The following is an 18,586-nucleotide window of genomic DNA, read 5'->3' as shown; positions in this document are numbered from 1 at the left end:
GCAGGCTGAGTCCCGCACCGCATCCGGCTCCGCCGCGTGATGCAAGGACCCGTTAGCGGCTGTCGGGCACTGGAACTCCGAAGTCCGGGGTTCCGTCGGGTTTCCAGCCCAGCGCTTGGACGCGGGTGTGGCGGTTGGGGTCGAGCAGCGGTTCGCCGTCGATCTCCCGGTACTGCCGCGCGTGGTAGACGAGCAGGTCGGTGCGGCCGTCCTCGGCCGTGGTGAAGCTGTTGTGCCCCGGCCCGTACTGGCTGTTCGCCGCACTGCTGCGGAAGACCGGGTCGGCCGACTTCGCCCACGCCCCGGGATCCATCAGATCGGCGTCGGCGGAGGCGGTCAGCAGACCGAGGCAGTAGTTCGCGTCGGTGGCGCTGGCCGAGTAGGACAGGAATACCCGCCCGTTGCGCTGGATGACCGCCGGCCCTTCGTTGACTTCGTGCCCGCGGGTTTCCCAGTCGTAAGTCGGTCGCGACAGCCGCACCGGGGGCCCCGAGATGGTCCAGGGATCGGTCAGCGGCGCGAGGTAGAGGTTGCTGTTGCTGTCGATTCCCGGTTCCTGCTGGGCCCACGCCAGGTACCGGGTTCCACCGTGGACGAACGTGGTGGCGTCCAGGGCGAAGCTGTCCCAGGGCGTGACGATCTGGCCCTTCTCCACCCACTCGCCGGTGTACGGGTCGGCGGCGGCGTTCTCCAGCACGTACATCCGGATCCGCCAGACGTCTTCGGCGTCGCCTGCGGCGAAGTAGATGTACCAGCGCCCGTCCACGTGGTGCAGCTCGGGAGCCCAGATGTGCGCACCCATCGGTCCGTCGGCGTGCTGGCGCCACAGCACGACCTCCTCGGCGTCGGTCAGGCCACCGATGGTGCGGGCGCGGCGCAGGATGAGGCGGTCGTACTCGGGAACGGTCGCGGTGTAGTAGTAGAAGCCGTCGGTGTGCCGGGTGATGTGCGGATCGGCCCGCTGGCGGACGAGCGGATTGGCGTAGCGCGCCGATGCTGCGGTCGCCGTGGCCGGGATGGTAGTGGCGCCGAGCGCGAGCGCGCCGGCGGCCAGCGCGGTGCGGCGCGAGATCCGTGCCTGCATCAGTTCCTCCTAGGATCCGGGGGTGCCGCGCGTGGTGCGCCCGGCACCCCCGGAGGTTCAGGACTGCGCGGGGCGCAGCCGCAGGAAGGTGATCGAGTTGGCCGGGAAGGTGTGGTCGAACTCCCGGGCAGCGCTGTCGAGGGTGGTTTCGACGGGGCGGATGGGCTGCTCGGTGGCGGTGTTCTCCGCCTCCGGGTCGCCCTGCAGGGTGGTCACCCTGGCGGTGGGTTCGACGTCCGTTCCGACGTCGAGATGGGTTCGCGCGGGCGAGGACTGGGCGTTGACGACCTTGACGATCAGCTCGCCGGTACGCTCGTCGCGGGTGACCACTTGCCGGAACGCCTGGTCCTCGGTGGCGGTGCTGGGCACCACCCGGTCGCCGACGTTGTTCATGAACAGCTTCTGGGTCTGATAGCTGGTCGTTCCCCAGGAGCGGGCGTTGTCGAACCAGATCATGTCCGGGCTCCACTGCACGTAGTCCACGTTGGACAGCAGTGGGGCGTAGGAGGCGAGCCTTACCACGTCGGCGTTGCGCTCCAGCCCGGTCATGTAGGCGGCCTCCGCCAGCGAGTTGTGGAACTTGTTGTCCTCGGAGGCAAACTCGCCGAGGATGACCTCCGGGCCGTTGCGGTCGTAGGAGTCGTAGCGGTGGTTGTTGGCCAGGAACCAGGCGGGGTCGTTGTAGTAGTGCTCGTCGACCATGTCCACGCCGTGCCGGCGGTTGAGCTCCCAGGCGCGGTCGAAGACCTGGCCGCTGTCGTCCGGGCCGGAGTTGCTGATGACGGTGATGTCCGGGTGCCGCGCCTGGATGGCGTCGCGGAACTGCACGAACCGCTCCATGAACTCGTCCGGCAGGTTCTCCTCGTTGCCCACCGCGAGGTGGGTGAGGCCGAAGGGCTCGGGGTGGCCCATCTCGGCGCGCTTGGCGCCCCAGGTGGAGGTCACCGGGCCGTTGGCGAACTCGATCAGGTCCAGGGTGTCCTGGATGTGGCGTTGCAGCAGCTCCGGGTCGTCGGTGGCCTGGTTCTGCCCGCAGCCGGTGACCAGCGCGGGCACCACCGGCAGCGGCATCGCGCCGACGTCCTCAGCGAACTGGAAGTACTCGAAGTAGCCCAGGCCGTAGGACTGGTTGTAGCCCCAGAAGTTCGCGTTGGTGGCGCGCTGCTCGACCGGGCCGATGGTGTCCTTCCACTGGTAGGAGCGCTCGCGCTCCCAATCCGGGGCCTCGTAGGCCCGGTGGCTTCCGGTGTTGACCAGGCAGCCGCCGGGGAAGCGCAGGAATCCGGGGTTCAGCGCGGCGATCTTCTCGGCCAGGTCCGCGCGCATCCCGTTGGGACGGCCCTTGAAGGTCTCCCGGGGGAACAGCGAGATCATGTCCAGCCCGAGGGTCGCCGGCCCGGCGGCCGAAACCTCCAGGCGACCACGGGTGTCGGCTCTCGTGGCGGTGAGCGTGCCGGTGTACTTCGCCCAGCCGTCGCCTCGGACGTTGACCTCCAAGGGCTGGGAAAGCGGGGCTCCGGAGGGGTCGCGCAGCATCGCGGTCAGCGCGGTACCCGCGGGTTGGTCGGTGCGCGCCCACACCGAGAAGTCGTACTTCGCTCCTTCCCGCAGCGCGAACCCGGTGTTGTAGCCGGTGTTGGTGATGCCGTAGCCCTGCGGGCCGTCGGCGGTGAGCCGGAGGTAGTTGCGGTTGCGCTCGTTGAGCCTGCCCGCGTCGTCGACGACCTCGGCCGATCCGCCCTGCTGCGCGGGTTGCCAGGCGGTCAGCGGTGTGTAGTCGGGGTTGTCCACCGGGGCGTATTCGAAGGAGCGGTTCTGCACCAGCTCCGCGTAGAGCCCGCCGTCGGCGGCGCGGTTGATGTCCTCGTAGAAGACGCCGTACATCTCGTCGGAGATGGCGGGTCCCTCGCGGCCGGGCTCGATGGTGAGGTCGTAGTCGGCGGACTGCGCCGCGGCTTGCGGGACGATGGCCAGGGAACCGGTCAAGGCCAGCGCCAGCGCGGAGCGCCGTCCGCGCCTTCGCTTCTCGGCGCGTCGGGAGGGTAACGCTCTCGTCATCCTGATCTCCTCGGAACGGCTGTGTTCGATATTTCGGACAACGTGCGAAATCTTCGTCAGGCCTGCGGCACGGGGTGCGATCGGGTGGATGTCGCCGACCTGGCGGGGTGGTGCGAAGTGAGCGCTAACAGCGCGACCGAGATCGGAAGGTACGGACGGGTCCCGATCCGGTCAACCCGGACTCCGGCGGGGGCCACCCGGATGGCCGGTTTCGCTGTCGCTCAACGGAAGCCCGCATCGGGTTCCGGTGACGTTTCGGCAACCAACCCGGTTCGTCGCAAATCGGGGGTTGACGGCAGTTGTGTTATCGCTAACACTCCGTTCGGTCGTCGATGAAGCGAGGTGCCGGATGGCGAAGCGAGCGGAAAGCGCGGCCGGGTCCGGCAGGCAGCCCGGGCTCAGCGATGTCGCTGCGGCGGCCGGGGTCTCGCACATGACCGTCTCGCGGGTGGTCAACGGCAGCGGAGCGGTGCGCGCCGAGACCCGGTTGCGCGTGCTGGAAGCGATCGAGAAGCTCGGCTATCGGCCGAATTCGCTGGCCAGGGGGCTGGCCACCGGGCGCTCGCGCACGCTCGGCGTGGTTGCTCTGGACTCGGTGCTCTACGGTCCGGCGAGCACGCTCTACGGGCTGGAGAACGCCGCCCGCGACGCCGGTTACGCGGTCTCGATCACCAGCGTCAACGCTCCCGAGCACGCGCAGATCAGCAGCGCGCTCGACCGGCTGCGCGGGCAGGGCGTCGAGGGCGTGGTGGTGATCGCCCCGCACGAGGCGACCGCGCGTGCGCTGCGCGACGTCTCGCAGGACGTGCCGCTGGTCGCCGTCGCCGACGCCGAGGGATCACCGGTCCCGGTGTCCACGGTGGACCACCGGGACGGTGCGCGGCGCGCGACCGAGCACCTCTTCGCGTTGGGGCACGAGACGGTGCGGCACGTCGCCGGTCCGCACGGCTGGCACGAGTCGCGCTCCCGCGAGGCGGGTTGGCGCGACGTGGTCACCGCTCGCGGTGCGGCCGAGTTCCCGGTTCTGCGCGGAGATTGGAGTCCGCAGTCGGGTTATCTCGCCGGTTGGGAGCTGCTGCACGACCCCGATCCGGTCGGGGCGGTGCTGGTGGCCAACGACCAGATGGCCCTCGGCGTGCTGCGGGCCTTCTCCGAGGCGGGCGTGGCGGTGCCCGACGACGTGCGGGTGGTCGGATTCGACGACATCCCCGAGGCCGCCTACTTCTGCCCGCCGTTGACCACGGTGCGGCAGGACTTCATCGCTCTCGGCAAGCAGACCTTCGGCCAGCTGCTCGGCCGCATAGAGGGTCAGCGGGTCGAGCAGCGGACCGTGGTGCCCGCGGAGCTGATCGTCCGGGAGAGCACGGGGCCGCGCAGCGTCTGAACCGCGGCCAGGTCTTCACTCGACGACGAGAGGAGAGCATCGGGACGACTCGCGTAACGCACCGGGAGGGGCGCGCCTCGCCCGATTGTGGAAAACCCGTTCTCGCAAGACTTGTTGCTACTCCGGGGAACACGCATGCACATCTACGCGGAATCTTTACGCCTGTCCATGAACTGGGTGGACAACGTCATCCTGGGCTCCTACTTCGCCGTGGTGCTGGGCATCGCGTTCGCGGCGAAGCGGAGCGTGAACAACAGCCTGGACTTCTTCCTGTCCGGGCGCTCGCTGCCGGCGTGGGTCACCGGGCTGGCGTTCGTGTCGGCGAACCTGGGCGCCACCGAGATCCTCGGCATGGCCGCCAACGGCGCCCAGTACGGCGCCTACACGGTGCACTGGTATCTGATCGGGGCCATTCCGGCGATGGTGTTCCTCGGTCTGGTGATGATGCCGTTCTACTACAACTCCAAGGTGCGCAGCGTTCCGGAGTTCCTGCTGCTGCGGTTCAGCCCCTCCTCGCACCTGCTCAGCGCGGTGATCTTCGCCGTGGCCTCGGTGCTGATCGCCGGGGTGAACCTCTACGCGCTGGCGATCGTGCTGCGCGCCCTGCTCGGGTGGCCGCTGGCGACGTCGATCGTGGTGGCCGGGGTCTTCGTGCTCGCCTACATCGTCATCGGCGGGCTTTCCTCGGCGATCTACAACGAGGTGCTGCAGTTCTTCGTGATCGTCGCCGCGCTGGTGCCGCTGACCGTGCTGGGCCTGATCAGGATCGGCGGTTTCGACGGGCTCATCGACAAGATCACCACCGGCCCCGGGCCCGAATTCCTGACCGCTTGGGGCAACACAGGCTTCGGGCAGGACAACCCGCTCGGTGCGAACTGGCTGACGATTACCCTCGGTCTGGGCTTCGCGGTGTCGTTCGGGTACTGGACCACCAACTTCGCCGAGGTGCAGCGCTCCCTGTCGGCCAAGAACCTCTCGGCGGCCCGGCGCACTCCGCTGATCGCGGCGTTCCCGAAGATGTTCATCCCGCTGATCGTGGTGCTGCCGGGCATCATCGCGCTGCTGATCGAGCCGACGATCGGCAAGCCGGGCAGCGATTTCGACTACAACGACGCGATCCCGATGCTGATGCGCGACCTGCTGCCCAACGGTGTGCTCGGGCTGGCCGTCACCGGTTTGATGGCCTCGTTCATGGCGGGCATGGCGGCCAACGTCTCCAGTTTCAACACGGTGTTCACCACCGACATCTGGCAGGCCTACATCAAGCCGAACATGCCCGACGGGCACTACCTCACGGTCGGGCGGGTGATCACCGCGGTGGGCGTGGTGATCGGCATGGGCACGGCGTTCATCGCCGCGTCCTTCAGCAACATCATGAACTACATGCAGACCCTGTTCTCGTTCTTCAACGTCCCGCTGTTCGCCACGTTCATCCTGGCGCTGTTCTGGAAGCGGATGACGGCGAAGGCCGGTTTCTGGGGACTGCTCCTGGGCACCTTGGCGCCGATCTCGTTCTACGTGGCCTACCAGACGGGTTTGGTGGCGATCAGCACCGACCAGGGCGCCAACATGGTCGCCTCGATCATCGCCTTCGCGGTGGACGTGGCGGTCAGCGTGCCGATCGCGCTGGCCACCGCGCCGAAGACCGACGCCGAGCTGGAAGGCCTGGTCTACACCCGGAGTGCCGTGCGGGCCACGGGAGAGCACTCCGCTGGTGACGAGGCGTGGTACCGCAGCCCGGCACTGCTGGGCTGGGGGGCCATCGTGCTGGCGGCCCTGTGCTACGTCCCGTTCTCGCTGTGATCGCCGGGAGGAGACTGACGATGTCCGAAGGCAAGATGGACGAGCCCCGCTTCGACGACCTGGAGCGGCGCTCCGGCACGGCCTCGAGCCTGTTCGATATTCGCGCCGTGATCGGCGGGCTTTTCGTGTTCTACGGGGTCCTCATCGGACTGATCGGTGTGTTCGCCAGCGACGCCGACATCCAGAAGGCCCAGGGAGTCAACATCAACCTGTGGACCGGGGTGAGCATGTTGGCCGTCGGTGCCGTGTTCTTCCTGTGGCTCAAGCTCCGGCCGCTGCGCCCGGAGAACTGACGACACCGGTGCGGCCCGGCGGTTCGCCGGGCCGCACCCGTGATCAGCAGCAGTGCTGGCCGCGCCAGGCCGTGCGGCCCTCGACGACGGCGACGACACCGATGAGCAGTGCGACCGCCGGGTCGGCCCACGACCAGCCGAGCAGGCTGTTGAGCAGCAGGCCGATCAGCAGCGCACCGGACAGGTAGGTGCACAGCAGCGTCTGCTTGGAGTCGGCCACGGCGCTGGCCGAGCCGAGTTCGCGCCCGGCGCGGCGTTGCGCGTAGGACAGGCCGGGCATGACCACGAGGGACAACGCCGCCAGGGCGATGCCGATGGTGGAGTGGCTCGCCTCGCCCGCGCCCAGCAGCGAACGCACCGCCTCGACGGTGACGTAGGCCGCGAGGGCGAAGAACGACACCGCGATCACGCGCAGTGCCACGCGTTCTCGCGATTCCGGGTCGCGCCCGGAGAACTGCCAGGCGACCGCGGTGGCCGAGGCGACCTCGATGGCCGAGTCCAGGCCGAATCCGATCAGCGCGGTCGAGGACGCGACGGCTCCCGCCCCGATGGCCACGATCGCTTCGACGACGTTGTAGATGATGGTGGCCGCGACCAGCAGGCGAATCCTGCGGGCGAGCACGCCTCGTCGCGCATCGGTGGTTCCTCCGGCGGCGACCGCGGAGCTGCCGGAGCAGCAGTCGTCGCCGCAGCCGTCCGTGGTGTTCACCGGTCGGGTCTCCTCGCTCATGTCGCCACCTCGTCGTCGATGCACTCCTGACCCGGATCCACGGCGAGGACGACCTTGAGCAGCTCGTCGAGCGCGTGTGCCAGGTGGATGTCGGAGAGCTCGTAGCGGACCTTGCGGCCGGCGTAGGTCGCGACCACGAGCCCGCAGCCGCGCAGGCAGGACAGGTGGTTGGACACGTTCGACCGGGACAATCCGAGCCGCTCGGCCAGCTGCGCGGGATAGGCGGGCCCTTCTTGCAGGGCTACCAGTATCCGGCAGCGCGTCGGGTCGGCCATCGCCCGCCCGAGCCGGGCGATGGCGGCTTCGCGCGTCTCACAGGTCAGCATGCGCCCAACAGTACAGCCGTGGCTGAACTGTTGGAAGCCCATGCTTCGCTATCAACATTCTGTTGAAAATCACTGGTGAGACCTTGACTACATCACCACGGGCTCGCTAATGTGCCGCTATACGAAATAATACTTTCGCGATACGAAAATCCGGAGGCGGTGTCGATGGACCCGAGTCGGTACGAGGTCAACTGCTCGATCCTGTTCGCTGAGCTCGACTTGCTGGAACGCCCGGCAGCGGCCAAGGCGGCCGGGTTCGACGCGGTGGAGTTCTGGTGGCCGTTCCCCGAGCCGGTGCCCGGCGACCGGGACGTGGACAGGTTCGTGCGCGCGGTCGAGGACGCCGGGGTCTCGCTGGTCGGGTTGAACTTCTTCGGTGGCGACCTGCCTTCGGGTGATCGCGGCGTGCTCTCGAATCCGAAGCGGGCGAGCGAGTTCGTGGACAACCTCGACGTGGCGGTCGGCATCGGTGAGCGGCTGGACTGCCGAGCGTTCAACGCGCTATACGGCAATCGCGTGGACGGCCTCGATCCGGCCGCGCAGGACGGGCTGGCCACGGAGAACCTGGTGCGCGCGGCGAAGACCGCGGGACGCATCGGCGGAACCGTGCTGATCGAACCGATCAGCGGCGTGGACGCCTACCCGCTCAAGACCGCGGGGGACGCGCTGGCGGTCATCGACCGGGTGCGCGCCGAGGGAGCCGACAACCTGGCGTTGTTGTTCGACATCTACCACCTGGTGGCCAACGGCGACGATCCGGACGCGCTGCTCGCGCAGCACCCGGAGGTCATCGGGCACGTGCAGATCGCCGATGTCCCCGGCCGGGGCGAACCCGGCAGCGGCGACATCGATTTCGCGCACTACTTCGACAAGCTCGATGCGGTCGGCTACACCGGCCCCATCGGACTCGAGTACAAACCCACCGGCGCCAGTGCGGACAGCTTCGGCTGGATCGGGCGCTGAACACTTCGCGGAGGTGACGAATGAGCAAGATCGGTTTCGTCGGACTGGGCATCATGGGTGGTCCGATGGCGGCCAACCTGGTCAAGGCCGGTCATGAGGTCACCGGTTTCAACCGGAGCCAGCCCAAGATCGACCGCTTGGTCGAGGCGGGTGGCAAGGGCGCGGGCACCGTGGCCGAGGCGGTGTCCGGGGCCGAGGTCGTGTTCACCATGCTGCCGGACTCGCCGGACGTGGAAGAGGTCGTGCTCGGCGACGACGGTGTGCTCGCGCACGCCGCTGCGGGAACGCTGCTGATCGACTGCAGCACGATCCGTCCCGATGTCTCGCGCCGCGTGGCCGAGGCCGCCGCGGCGAAGGGGGTCCGCGCGCTGGACGCACCGGTCAGCGGCGGGGAGCCGAAGGCCATCGACGGCACGCTGTCGATCATGCTCGGCGGCTCCGACCAGGACGTGGAGGCCGCCCGGGACGTGCTGGAGCCGGTCGGCGCGACGATCGTGCACGTCGGTCCCGCAGGCGCCGGTCAGACGGTCAAGGCCGCTAACCAGCTGATGGTCGCGGGCAACATCGGTCTGCTCGCCGAGGCGCTGGTGTTCCTGGAAAGCCACGGCGTCGACACCGAAGCGGGCCTGCAGGTCCTCGGCGGGGGCCTGGCGGGCAGCGCGGTGCTCGACGCCAAGGGCGGCAAGATGCGCGACCGGGAGTTCGCCCCGGGCTTTCGCCTGGAGCTGCACCACAAGGACCTCGGCATCGTCCAGTCCGCCGCGCGCGACGCCGGGTTGAGCATTCCGCTCGGATCGCTGGTCAGCCAGCTGGTCGCCGCCGCCGTGGCGCAGGGCGACGGGTCGCTGGACCACTCCGGCCTGCTGCGTCAGATCACCGCGCTCAACGCGAGTTCCTGACCGCTCCTGCGACGGGCCGGTTCCGCCCGGCGGCGCGGGCCGGGGACGCACCTCGGCCTCGCCGCGGGCGGGAGCGGTTCGAAGGAGGTATCGACCAGCACAACCCCCGGCGAAGACGGTCACGGGCCGGCGGCTTAGCGCCGCCAAGCAACCACGCCGCCGACCCGTTCCCAACTTGGTGCGCGCCCGAGAGGCGCGCACCCGAGAGGAAGTCTTACATCATGGCCAGAGTTCCTGTCATGCGGGCCGTTGTCGAGCTGCTCGAATCCGAGGGCATCGACGTGACCTTCGGGTGCCCGGGAGCGGCGATCCTGCCGCTGTACGAGGCGATGGAGGACAGCGGGATCCGGCACTTGATCGTGCGGCACGAAGAGGGCGCCACGCACATGGCCGACGGCTGGGCGCGCACCAACGGCAACGTCGGCGTGGCCATCGGCACCTCCGGGCCCGCCGGCACGAACATGATCACCGGTTTGTACACCGCGCAGGCCGATTCGATCCCGATGCTGTGCATCACCGGGCAGGCGGTGTCCTCGAAGCTGCACCAGGAGGCGTTCCAGGCGGTCGACATCGTCGAGGTGGCCAAGCCGGTCACCAAGTGGTCCGTGCAGGTCAAGGAAGCCGCGCTGGCACCGTGGATCTTCCGCGAGGCCTTCCGGATCGCCCGTTCGGGCAGGCCCGGCCCGGTCCTGATCGACCTGCCGCTGGACGTGCAGAAGCAGGAGATCGAGTGGGATCCCGAGCTGGACGCCCCACTGCCGGTGCAGCGACTCGAACCGCACCCGCCGCGCGTGGAGCGGGCGCTGGACATGCTGCTCGAGTCGGAACGCCCGCTGATCCTGGCCGGTGGCGGCGTGATCGGCGCCGAGGCGTCCGGGCAGGTGCGCGAACTCGCCGAACTGCTCGGCGTTCCGGTGCAGGTCACCCTGATGGGCAAGGGGGCCTTCCCGGAGGATCACGAGCTCTACGCCGGGATGACCGGGATCCAGACCTCGCAGCGCTACGGCAACCGGTCGTTCCTGGAATCGGATCTGGTGCTGGCCGTGGGTGCTCGCTTCGGCGATCGGCACACCGGTGCGCTGGACGTCTACCGCGGCGAACGCCGGTTCATCCACGTCGACGTCGAACCGACCCAGATCGGCCGGGTTTTCGGCCCCGACCTCGGGGTGGTCTCGGACGCCCGGCTGTTCCTGGAGGCGCTGCTCGACGCGGCGCGAAAGCGCGAGGCGCACCGGGGCTTCGACGAGTGGGTGCGGCGCGTCGGCGAGCTGAAGCGGACGCTGACCCGGCCGGACGACTACGACACGGTGCCGATCAAGGCGCCGCGGGTGTACCGCGAGATCAACGAGATCTTCCCGCCGGAGACCTACTTCACCACCGCAATCGGCCTCTACCAGATCTGGGGCGGGCAGTTCCAGCGGGCGCAGCTGCCCCGGCACTACCAGGTGTGCGGGCAGGCCGGGCCGTTGGGCTGGGAGATCCCCGCCGCGATCGGGGTGAAGTCGGCGGAACCGGACGCCGAGGTCGTCGCGGTGGTCGGGGACTACTCGTTCCAGTTCCTCGTCGAGGAACTGGCGGTCGCGGCGCAGTACGACGTGCCGTTCGTGATCATCATGCTGAACAACGAGTACCTCGGGCTGATCCGCCAGGCCGAGGCCGACGGGTTCGGCATGAACACCGAAGTGGACATCCACTACGACGAGAACGGCACGGACAACGTGGCTCTCATGCGAGCCTACGGCTGCACCGGCGCTCGCGTGTTCGAACCCGGTGAGCTGCGCGGGACCATCGAGTGGGCCCGCAAGGAGGCCGTGAACACCAGCCGTCCGGTGCTGGTCGAGGTGATGATCGAACGGGAGGCGTCCACGGCGCGGGGCACCAGCATCGACGCCCTGATCGAGCCGGAACCGGTCGCCAACCCCTGAGCGGGGCCGCGGGTCCGGAAGCCGGGAACGGACCCGCGGTCCGACGGAGGTGCGCTCGCCGGATCACGCCCCGGCGAGCGCACCTCGCCCCGAACACCTGTCCCCGTGCTCGCTGCGTGCTGGTGCGGGTGCCGGAACACGTTGCGGTGTCGGTTGCTCGTGCAGGGCCGGCTCTGGCCTCGCGCAGGCACGCAACGACCGGGGACAGGCCGGGGCGCTGGGTTCCGGCGCTCCAGTGTCCTCCGCCGAGCGCGCGCTGCCGGACGCCTCGGCGGAGGACACCTCACCCGGCGAACCCCGAACGCTCCGCGGTGCGACCCCCGCGGAGACCCCGCGAGCACGTCCGTTTTGCCCGGACAGTTTTTGGGGACATTTCAGTTTGCGGTTTGCGTGGCGGTGCCGGGAGCGGAACCTCAGACGCCGCCGGGCTGCGGGATCCGCTGCTCGAGCAGCCACCTGCGCGGCGCCGCGGCTGTCCTCGCCCGACGACGTCTGAGAACCCGCGGCGGCGCAGGCTGAGTCCCCACCTGAACCAGCGGCCCCACCGCATTCTGCAAGCACCCCTTAGGCAAAACTGTCACAGCGACCGGTGATCCAGCTGGCCGCGGCCTTGCGGAACACGTCCGGTGCCAGGGTCGCCGCGCCTTCGGGGATCGCCGCGGTGAGCGGTAGTCCGGTGAGGCGGGGGAGTTCGGTGCGGTTCTGCTCTTCGGCGAGGGAGACCGAGCGCGGGACCGCGCCGAGGATCAGGCCCGCCGGTTCGAGGCCGCGGGCGCGCAGGGCGGCGACGGTGAGCTCGGTGTGGTTGAGCGTTCCCAGGCCGGGGCGCGTGACGACCTGGATCTCGAGGCGCTGTTCCCCGGCGAGCTCGCGAGCGAGATCCAGCAGCGTGCCCCCGGCGGTGTCCAGGCGGACGAGGAGTCCGCCGGAGCCCTCGACGATGACCGAGTCGCGGGTGCGGGCCAGCTCGCGGATCCGCGCGGCGTGCTCGGCGATCGACGGGATCTCGACGCCGCGCAGTCGAGCCGCCGTGTCCGGGGCGAGCGGGTCCTCGAGCCGGGTGAACTCCGCGACCGCGCACCCGGCCAGACGCTCGACCACCGAGATGTCGGGAACATCGGGGCCGACCCCGGTCTGAGCGGGCTTGACCACGAGCGTTTCCGGTCCGGACGTGGCCGCGAGCGCCGCGGTCGCGATGGTCTTCCCGACTCCGGTGTCGGTTCCGGTGACGATGGTGATCACTGCTGGCTCCGGTGTTCCTCGATGACGCGGGCGAGGATCTCGACGGCCTCGTTCCAGCGCTGTTCGTCGGGGCCCGCCTGGGTGGTGATGCGCAAGCGCGAGACGTCATCGGGCACCGACGGAGGCCGGAAGCAGCCCACTCGGACGCCCTCGGCCAGTGCCTCGGCCTGCGCGGCGACGGCCACCTGCGGAGCGGGCATCGGAACCGACAACACCGCGCCCGCCGATCCGGGAACCCGCAGCCGGGCGGCGAGACGCTCGCCGCGGTGGTGAACCCGCCGCGGCAGTGCGGGATCTGAGCGCAGCTGCCGGAGCGCGGCCAGCGCGCCCGCCGCTGCCGGCGGGGCGAGGGCGGTGTCGAAGATGAACGGGCGCGCTCGGTTGATCAGGTGGTCGACCAGGTCCGGGCAGCCGAGCACCGCGCCGCCCATCGCCCCGAGGGACTTCGACAACGTCGCGGTGACCACGACGTTCGGGTGCCGGGCCAGGCCGAGTTGGTGCACCAGCCCTCGGCCACCCGCGCCGCGCACGCCGAGCCCGTGCGCCTCGTCGACCAGCAGCAGCGCGTCGTGATCGGCGCACGCCCCGGCGAGCTCGGCCAGCGGGGCGGCGTCGCCGAGGACCGAGAACACCGACTCGGTCAGCACGATCGCCCGCTTACCGCTGGAGGCCAGCGCGGAGCGCACCGCCGCCACGTCGTTGTGCGCGACGACCTCGATCGAAGCCCGCGAGAGCCTGGCGGCGTCGATGAGCGAGGCGTGCACGTGCGCGTCGGAGACGATCAGCGCGTCCTTGCCGGCCAACGCCGTCACCGCTGAGAGGTTGGCGTGATAGCCCGTGGACAGCACCAGCGCCGCCTCGTGCCCGGTGAACTCGGCCAGCTCGCGCTCCAACTCGGCGTGCAGCGTGGTGGTACCGGTGACCAGCCGGGACGCGGCCGATCCGGCGCCCCAGGTCAGCGCGGCGTCCGCGGCAGCCCGGCGCACCTCGGGATGAGCGCTCAGCCCCAGGTAGTCGTTGCTCGCCAGGTCGATGACCTGCTCGTCGGCCGCCCGGGGGCGCAACGTCCGCTGCAGGCCGGCCTCCTCGCGTTCGGCCCGCTGCGCGGTGAACCACTCGGCCCAGGCGCTCATCCCGCCTCCGCGGCGGCGGCGATGCCCGCGCAGATGGTGGCGACGTCCGCGTCGCTGCACACGTAGGGCGGCATCGTGTAGATCAGGTTGCGGAACGGGCGCAGCCAAACCCCGTGCGCCAGTGCGGCTTCGGTGGCCTTCGCCGCGTCCACCGGGTGATCGAGCTCGACCGCGCCGACCGCGCCGAGCACGCGCACGTCGGCGGCGTCGATATCGTGCAGCGCCTGCAGCCCGGAGTTGATCCGGCCGACCTCGGCGGCCCAATCGCAGTTGACGAGCAGATCGATGCTGGCCGAAGCCACCGCGCAGGCCAGCGGATTGCCCATGAAGGTCGGCCCGTGCATGAGCACCCCGGAATCGCTGTCCGACAGGCCGCGGGCGACCTCGGGCGTGCACAGCGTCGCCGCCAGCGTCAGGTAGCCACCGGTCAACGCCTTGCCGACGCAGAGCACGTCGGGGCTCACCCCACCGGCCTCGGCGGCGAAGAACGTTCCGGTGCGGCCGAATCCGGTGGCGATCTCGTCGAAGACCAGCACCAGGCCGTGCTCGTCGGCGACCTCGCGGAACACCCGCAGGCACTCCGCCGGGTACGGACGCATCCCACCGGCGCCCTGCAGCAGCGGCTCCACGACGAGCCCGGCGAGCTGATCCGCCTGCGACGCGGCCAATTCCCGGAATCCCTCGGCCCACGCCGCGACTTCGGACTTCTCGCGAGGCGGTCGCTCGCCGAAGACCTGCTGCGGCAACACGTCCGACCACATCGAGTGCATTCCGCCGGCCGGGTCGCAGACGCTCATGCAGTCGAACGTGTCGCCGTGATAGCCGCCGCGGACCGTGAGGAACCGGGTCCGCCCGGGACGACCGGCACCGCGCTGGTACTGCAGCGCCATCTTCATCGCGACCTCGATGCTCACCGAACCGGAATCGGCCAGGAACACGCGATCGAGGCCCTCGGGAGTCACCTCGACCAGTCGCCGGGCGAGTTCGACCGCCGGTCGGTGGGTGAGCCCGCCGAACATCACGTGCGCCATGTTCTCGACCTGATCGCGCAGCGCATCGTCGAGCACGGGGTGCCGGTAGCCGTGGATGGCCGACCACCACGACGCCATCCCGTCGACGACCGGCCCCACGCCGTCGATCGTGATCCGGCTGCCCGATGCGCCGGTGACCAGGCGCGTCGGTGCCGGATCGGTCATCGAGGTGTACGGGTGCCAGAGGTGCTCGCGGTCGAAGGCGAGCGGGTCCGCGGTGCTCATCAGGCGTTGGGCAGCAGATCGGTGCCCGCGCCGCGGCGCCGGATGGCCGGGTCCCGGTGGTCCCGCTGCGCCAGTTCCTCCTCGGAACCCAGCACCACGAAGCCGTTGTCCCGGATCATCGCCAGGTCGGCCTCGGCGTCCTGGCCCTCCGAGGTGAGGTAGTCGCCCAGGAAGATCGAGTTGGCCACGTGCAGCGCGATCGATTGCAGCGACCGCAGGTGCATCTCGCGGCCTCCGGCGATGCGCACCTCCTTGTCCGGGCACACGAACCGCGCCATCGCCAGGATCTTCACGCAGCGGGCGGGCGTGAGCTCCCAGGTGTTCTCGAACGCCGTGCCCTCGAAGGGCATCAGGTAGTTGACCGGGATCGAGTCCGCGTCGAGCTCCTTGAGCGCGAACAGCGCCTCGACGAGCTGCTCATCGGTCTCGCCCAGGCCCGCGATCAGGCCCGAGCACGGTGAGATGCCCGCGCTCTTGGCCTTTTGCACCGTGTCGACGCGGTCGTCGTAGGTGTGCGTCTGGACGATGTTCTCGTGGTTGCTCTCGGCGGTGTTGATGTTGTGGTTGTAGGCGTCCACCCCGGCTCGCTCCAGCTGTTCGGCCTGACCTTCGCCCAGCAGTCCCAGGCAGGCGCAGACCTCCACGCCGGGGTGCTTCTCCTTGAGCTCGCCGACGATCGACGTGACCTTGTCGACGTCCCGGTCGGACGGACCGCGACCGGAGGCGACCAGGCACACCCGGCTCGCCCCGCCGCCGAGCCCGGCGCCTGCCTGCTCGAGAGCTTCCTCGGGCGAGAGCCACGAGTACTTCAGGATCGGCGCGCTCGAACCCAGCGCCTGCGAGCAGTAGTTGCAGTTCTCCGGGCACAGTCCCGATTTCAGGTTCACCAGGTAGTTGACCTTAACGGTGTTGCCGAAGTGCGCTCGGCGCAGTTCGGCCGCGGCGGCCACCACGGACATGAGCTCGTCGTCGGGCGCGCGCAGCACCGCCAGCGCGTCCTCGGGCGTGGCCGGTGTCCCCGCGAGGACCCGATCCGCGATCTGCTGAAAGGTACCGCCCATCGTCGCTCCCTACCTGAACACTGTTCACCTGAACGCTGTTCAAGATAGACTGGGTCGGTAGATCGGTCAACATGAGAGGGGCAGGGGTGCGCTACCACCGCAGCGATGTCGTGGACCGCGCGATCGCGGTGCTCGACGAGTACGGGCTGGAGTCGCTGACCATGCGGCGGCTGGCCGCCGAACTGGGGGTGCAGCCGAGCGCGCTCTACCACCACGTGCCGAACAAGCAGTCGCTGCTGGCCGCGATCGCGGACGAGATCCTGGCGCGCGGCCGTCGCCCGCGCCGGGCGGGGGCGTGGGAGCAGCGGGTCCTGGAGGTCTGCGGCGAGCTGCGCGACGCGATGCTGGCCTACCGCGACGGCGCCGAGGTGGTCGTCACCGCGCACACCTTCGGTCTCGGCGCGGGCGAACCCGCCGAAGAGCTGCGCGAGGCGCTGCGCGACGGCGGCCTGCCCGACGAGCTGGTCGGGGTGGGCACCCGGGCCCTGCTGCACCTCGTCTTCGGCCACACCGCCGAGGAGCAGACCGCGTTGCAGGCCGCGAGCGCGGGCGCGATCGAGCGCGCCCCAGGAGGGCCCGCCGACTTCGAACGCGGCATCCAGCTCGTCCTCGACGGCCTGCGCAGCCGGGTGACCGGCTGAAGGTGCCGAGGTGCTCGCCGCGACGGGGCTCTCGGGCGCGGCCGATTCAGCCCACCAGTGCGCGGATCGCCGCTCTGGCCTCGTCGAAGGCGCTGTCCATGCCGCCCGCGGTCAGGTTGACCATCGCTCCTTCGTAGACCAGGTGCACCTGCGCCCCGAGCGCTTCGGCGTTCGCGACGCCGGCTTCGGTGAGCAGCGCGATGAACATCGCGCGCGCCCGCTGCTTGCCCGCGCGCAGCACGGCGCGTCCCGGATGGTCCTCCTCGCCCAGCTCGGCGAAGGCGTTGACGAACGCGCAGCCCCGGCGGCTGCCCGCCCACCACGCCTCCTCGGCGTCGAGCACCGCAACCACCCGCTCCGGTCCCGGCGTGGGAGCGCGGGTGCGGAACCACTCGTCGAGGAACCGTTCCCAGCGTTGCTCGCGGTCGCGCAGATAGGCGGCGACCAGCGCGTCCTTGGAGCCGAATCGGTCGTAGAGGGTCTTCTTGGTGGTGCCCGCCTCGTCGGCGATCAGGTCGACGCCGACCGCGCCGATGCCGCGCTCGTAGAACAGGGTCCCGGCGACCTCGAGGATCCTCCTGCCCGCAGGCGTGTCCGGATTCGGTGCTCGCACCATCGTCGCTCCTCCGTCGGCCGGGTCCGCAAAGTGGATACTGCGAGTATACCTACCGGTGTGGTTACTTCGTGATATGCGAGTTCTCTCCGCGCTCCTGCCCGTTGCCTTCGTCGTGTGCTGGAGCTCCGGCTTCGTCGGTGCCAGCCTCGCCGCGGAAACCGGAGCAGCCGCCAACACCACCTTGTTCTGGCGCTATGCGATGACCACGGCGTTGTTGCTGGTCATCGCGGTGGCGCGCGGTCGCCGCTACGGCCGGGCGTTCCTCGCCCGCGAGATCGTCCTCGGCGTGCTCGGCCAGGCCGTTTACCTCTCCGGAGTCTTCCACGGCGCCACGCTCGGCGTTCCCGCCGGCACCAGCGCGCTGATCGCCTCGTTGCAGCCGGTGGTCGTGGCCGTGATCACCAGCCGGATGGCGCGCGAACCGCTGGGCGCTCGCCGCGCGCTCGGGCTGCTGGCCGGTTTCGGCGGGGTCGCCATCGTGGTCGCCACCGACGTCGGTACCGGAGGCGGTCCGCTCGGCGTTCTGGTCGTCGTCGGGGGTATGGCCGGGCTCGCCCTGGCGACCCTGCTGGGTGATCGGCGTCCGCGCCCGTCAGGCTACGACCTGCTGGACTCGCTCACCGTGCAGTCCGGCGCCGCGCTGGCCGGTTTCGCGATCGTCGCCGTCGCCGGTGGCGAGGTAGCACCGCCGGCCGGGTCGGGGTTCTGGGTGACGCAGGTCCTGCTGGTCGTCGTGTCGTTCGTGGGCGGGTACGGGTCCTACCTGCTCGTGCTGGACCGCTCCGGCTCGTTGGCCGTCAGCGCGTTGCTGTTCCTGACCCCGTCCGTGGCCGCGGCCTGGAGCGCCGCCGCGCTCGATCAGCCGCTGCAGGTGACCGCAGTTCCCGGGTTCCTGCTGGCCCTGGCCGGCGTGATCGCGCTGCGGCCGAGGCCGGTTGCCCGCGGCGATCGCAGCTGCGCGCAACGCCGACCCGCCGCGAACACCGCGAGCTAGGTGCCTGCCGCTCGCGGAAGCCCCGACGGCTCTGCGCGACTGCCGGTTCGAACACGAGTGGCCAGGACGGTCCTGCCGTCCTGGCCACTCGCCTGTGGCGGGGTCTGTCTCGACCGGTCAGTCGTCGCTGGAGGTGTTGAGTCCCTTGGAGATGAGGTCCATGACGCTGGAGTCGGCG

General features: G+C 70.0%; 17 protein-coding genes. 8 read left to right on the top strand and 9 right to left on the bottom strand.

Annotated elements, in window-relative coordinates:
- Nucleotides 1–52: 52 nt before the first annotated feature.
- Both ABD289_RS10305 and ABD289_RS10300 read right to left on the bottom strand, forming a co-directional pair.
- Nucleotides 53–1,084, bottom strand: coding sequence for a glycoside hydrolase family 43 protein (locus tag ABD289_RS10305; RefSeq protein WP_344129271.1), 1,032 nt, complete (start codon nucleotides 1,082–1,084; stop codon nucleotides 53–55).
- Between the two features lie 57 nt (nucleotides 1,085–1,141).
- A complete protein-coding gene (locus ABD289_RS10300) occupies nucleotides 1,142–3,142 on the bottom strand; it encodes an alpha-L-arabinofuranosidase C-terminal domain-containing protein (RefSeq protein WP_344129269.1) in 2,001 nt (666 codons plus the stop codon).
- A gap of 349 nt (nucleotides 3,143–3,491) precedes the next feature.
- Between ABD289_RS10300 and ABD289_RS10295 the strand changes: the two genes are divergently transcribed.
- The 3 genes from ABD289_RS10295 to ABD289_RS10285 all read left to right on the top strand — a co-directional run bounded on the left by ABD289_RS10295 (nucleotide 3,492) and on the right by ABD289_RS10285 (nucleotide 6,622).
- On the top strand, nucleotides 3,492–4,526 hold the full coding sequence (locus tag ABD289_RS10295) for a LacI family DNA-binding transcriptional regulator (protein ID WP_344129267.1): 1,035 nt from the start codon (nucleotides 3,492–3,494) through the stop codon (nucleotides 4,524–4,526).
- Nucleotides 4,527–4,661: 135 nt separating this feature from the next.
- Nucleotides 4,662–6,329, top strand: coding sequence for a sodium:solute symporter family protein (locus ABD289_RS10290; protein ID WP_344129265.1), 1,668 nt, complete (start codon nucleotides 4,662–4,664; stop codon nucleotides 6,327–6,329).
- 20 nt (nucleotides 6,330–6,349) lie between these two features.
- Entirely contained in the window at nucleotides 6,350–6,622 is a 273-nt protein-coding gene (locus tag ABD289_RS10285; RefSeq protein ID WP_344129263.1) for a hypothetical protein, read from the top strand.
- Nucleotides 6,623–6,665: 43 nt separating this feature from the next.
- On the opposite strand, the gene ABD289_RS10280 is transcribed toward ABD289_RS10285, so the two are convergent.
- On the bottom strand, nucleotides 6,666–7,352 hold the full coding sequence (locus ABD289_RS10280) for a cation efflux transmembrane domain-containing protein (RefSeq protein ID WP_344129261.1): 687 nt from the start codon (nucleotides 7,350–7,352) through the stop codon (nucleotides 6,666–6,668).
- Nucleotides 7,349–7,678 (bottom strand): Cd(II)/Pb(II)-sensing metalloregulatory transcriptional regulator CmtR, encoded by a 330-nt coding sequence (gene cmtR, locus ABD289_RS10275; protein ID WP_344129259.1) that lies wholly within the window; start codon nucleotides 7,676–7,678, stop codon nucleotides 7,349–7,351. The genes ABD289_RS10280 and cmtR overlap by 4 nt, the downstream gene beginning before the upstream one ends.
- A 165-nt stretch (nucleotides 7,679–7,843) precedes the next feature.
- Between cmtR and ABD289_RS10270 the strand changes: the two genes are divergently transcribed.
- The 3 genes from ABD289_RS10270 to gcl all read left to right on the top strand — a co-directional run bounded on the left by ABD289_RS10270 (nucleotide 7,844) and on the right by gcl (nucleotide 11,465).
- The gene (locus tag ABD289_RS10270) at nucleotides 7,844–8,641 is read left to right on the top strand and encodes a hydroxypyruvate isomerase family protein (RefSeq protein WP_344129257.1); all 798 of its coding nucleotides are present in this window, start codon (nucleotides 7,844–7,846) and stop codon (nucleotides 8,639–8,641) included.
- Nucleotides 8,642–8,661: 20 nt separating this feature from the next.
- Complete coding sequence (locus ABD289_RS10265) at nucleotides 8,662–9,540, top strand: 2-hydroxy-3-oxopropionate reductase (RefSeq protein WP_344129255.1); 879 nt, start codon at nucleotides 8,662–8,664, stop codon at nucleotides 9,538–9,540.
- A 221-nt stretch (nucleotides 9,541–9,761) separates the two neighbouring features.
- A complete protein-coding gene (gene gcl, locus ABD289_RS10260) occupies nucleotides 9,762–11,465 on the top strand; it encodes a glyoxylate carboligase (protein ID WP_344129253.1) in 1,704 nt (567 codons plus the stop codon).
- 564 nt (nucleotides 11,466–12,029) lie between these two features.
- On the opposite strand, the gene bioD is transcribed toward gcl, so the two are convergent.
- From bioD to bioB, 4 genes are read right to left on the bottom strand one after another with little or no spacing between them, the layout of a single operon-like run.
- The gene (gene bioD, locus ABD289_RS10255) at nucleotides 12,030–12,707 is read right to left on the bottom strand and encodes a dethiobiotin synthase (RefSeq protein WP_344129251.1); all 678 of its coding nucleotides are present in this window, start codon (nucleotides 12,705–12,707) and stop codon (nucleotides 12,030–12,032) included.
- Nucleotides 12,704–13,840 carry an 8-amino-7-oxononanoate synthase gene (locus ABD289_RS10250; RefSeq protein ID WP_344129249.1) on the bottom strand — a complete coding sequence of 379 codons (1,137 nt, stop codon included), beginning with the start codon at nucleotides 13,838–13,840 and terminating at the stop codon, nucleotides 12,704–12,706. The genes bioD and ABD289_RS10250 overlap by 4 nt, the downstream gene beginning before the upstream one ends.
- Nucleotides 13,837–15,096, bottom strand: a complete 1,260-nt coding sequence (locus tag ABD289_RS10245; protein WP_344129247.1) for an adenosylmethionine--8-amino-7-oxononanoate transaminase — start codon at nucleotides 15,094–15,096, stop codon at nucleotides 13,837–13,839. Before ABD289_RS10245 ends, ABD289_RS10250 begins: the two co-directional genes overlap by 4 nt.
- Complete coding sequence (bioB, locus tag ABD289_RS10240; RefSeq protein WP_344129245.1) at nucleotides 15,096–16,157, bottom strand: biotin synthase BioB; 1,062 nt, start codon at nucleotides 16,155–16,157, stop codon at nucleotides 15,096–15,098. Before bioB ends, ABD289_RS10245 begins: the two co-directional genes overlap by 1 nt.
- An 86-nt stretch (nucleotides 16,158–16,243) precedes the next feature.
- Between bioB and ABD289_RS10235 the strand changes: the two genes are divergently transcribed.
- Entirely contained in the window at nucleotides 16,244–16,798 is a 555-nt protein-coding gene (locus ABD289_RS10235; RefSeq protein ID WP_344129700.1) for a TetR/AcrR family transcriptional regulator C-terminal domain-containing protein, read from the top strand.
- A gap of 46 nt (nucleotides 16,799–16,844) precedes the next feature.
- On the opposite strand, the gene ABD289_RS10230 is transcribed toward ABD289_RS10235, so the two are convergent.
- The gene (locus ABD289_RS10230; protein WP_344129243.1) at nucleotides 16,845–17,414 is read right to left on the bottom strand and encodes a TetR/AcrR family transcriptional regulator; all 570 of its coding nucleotides are present in this window, start codon (nucleotides 17,412–17,414) and stop codon (nucleotides 16,845–16,847) included.
- Nucleotides 17,415–17,487: 73 nt separating this feature from the next.
- Here ABD289_RS10230 and ABD289_RS10225 point away from each other — a divergent pair, with 73 nt between their 5' ends.
- Nucleotides 17,488–18,408 (top strand): DMT family transporter, encoded by a 921-nt coding sequence (locus tag ABD289_RS10225; protein WP_344129241.1) that lies wholly within the window; start codon nucleotides 17,488–17,490, stop codon nucleotides 18,406–18,408.
- The last annotated feature ends 178 nt before the right edge of the window (nucleotides 18,409–18,586 follow it).

It is taken from the genome of Saccharopolyspora halophila, from assembly GCF_039531955.1.
Classification (GTDB): domain Bacteria; phylum Actinomycetota; class Actinomycetes; order Mycobacteriales; family Pseudonocardiaceae; genus Saccharopolyspora; species Saccharopolyspora halophila.
Note: the sequence above shows the minus strand (reverse complement) of the source record. Positions and strands in the feature narration are given on the sequence as shown.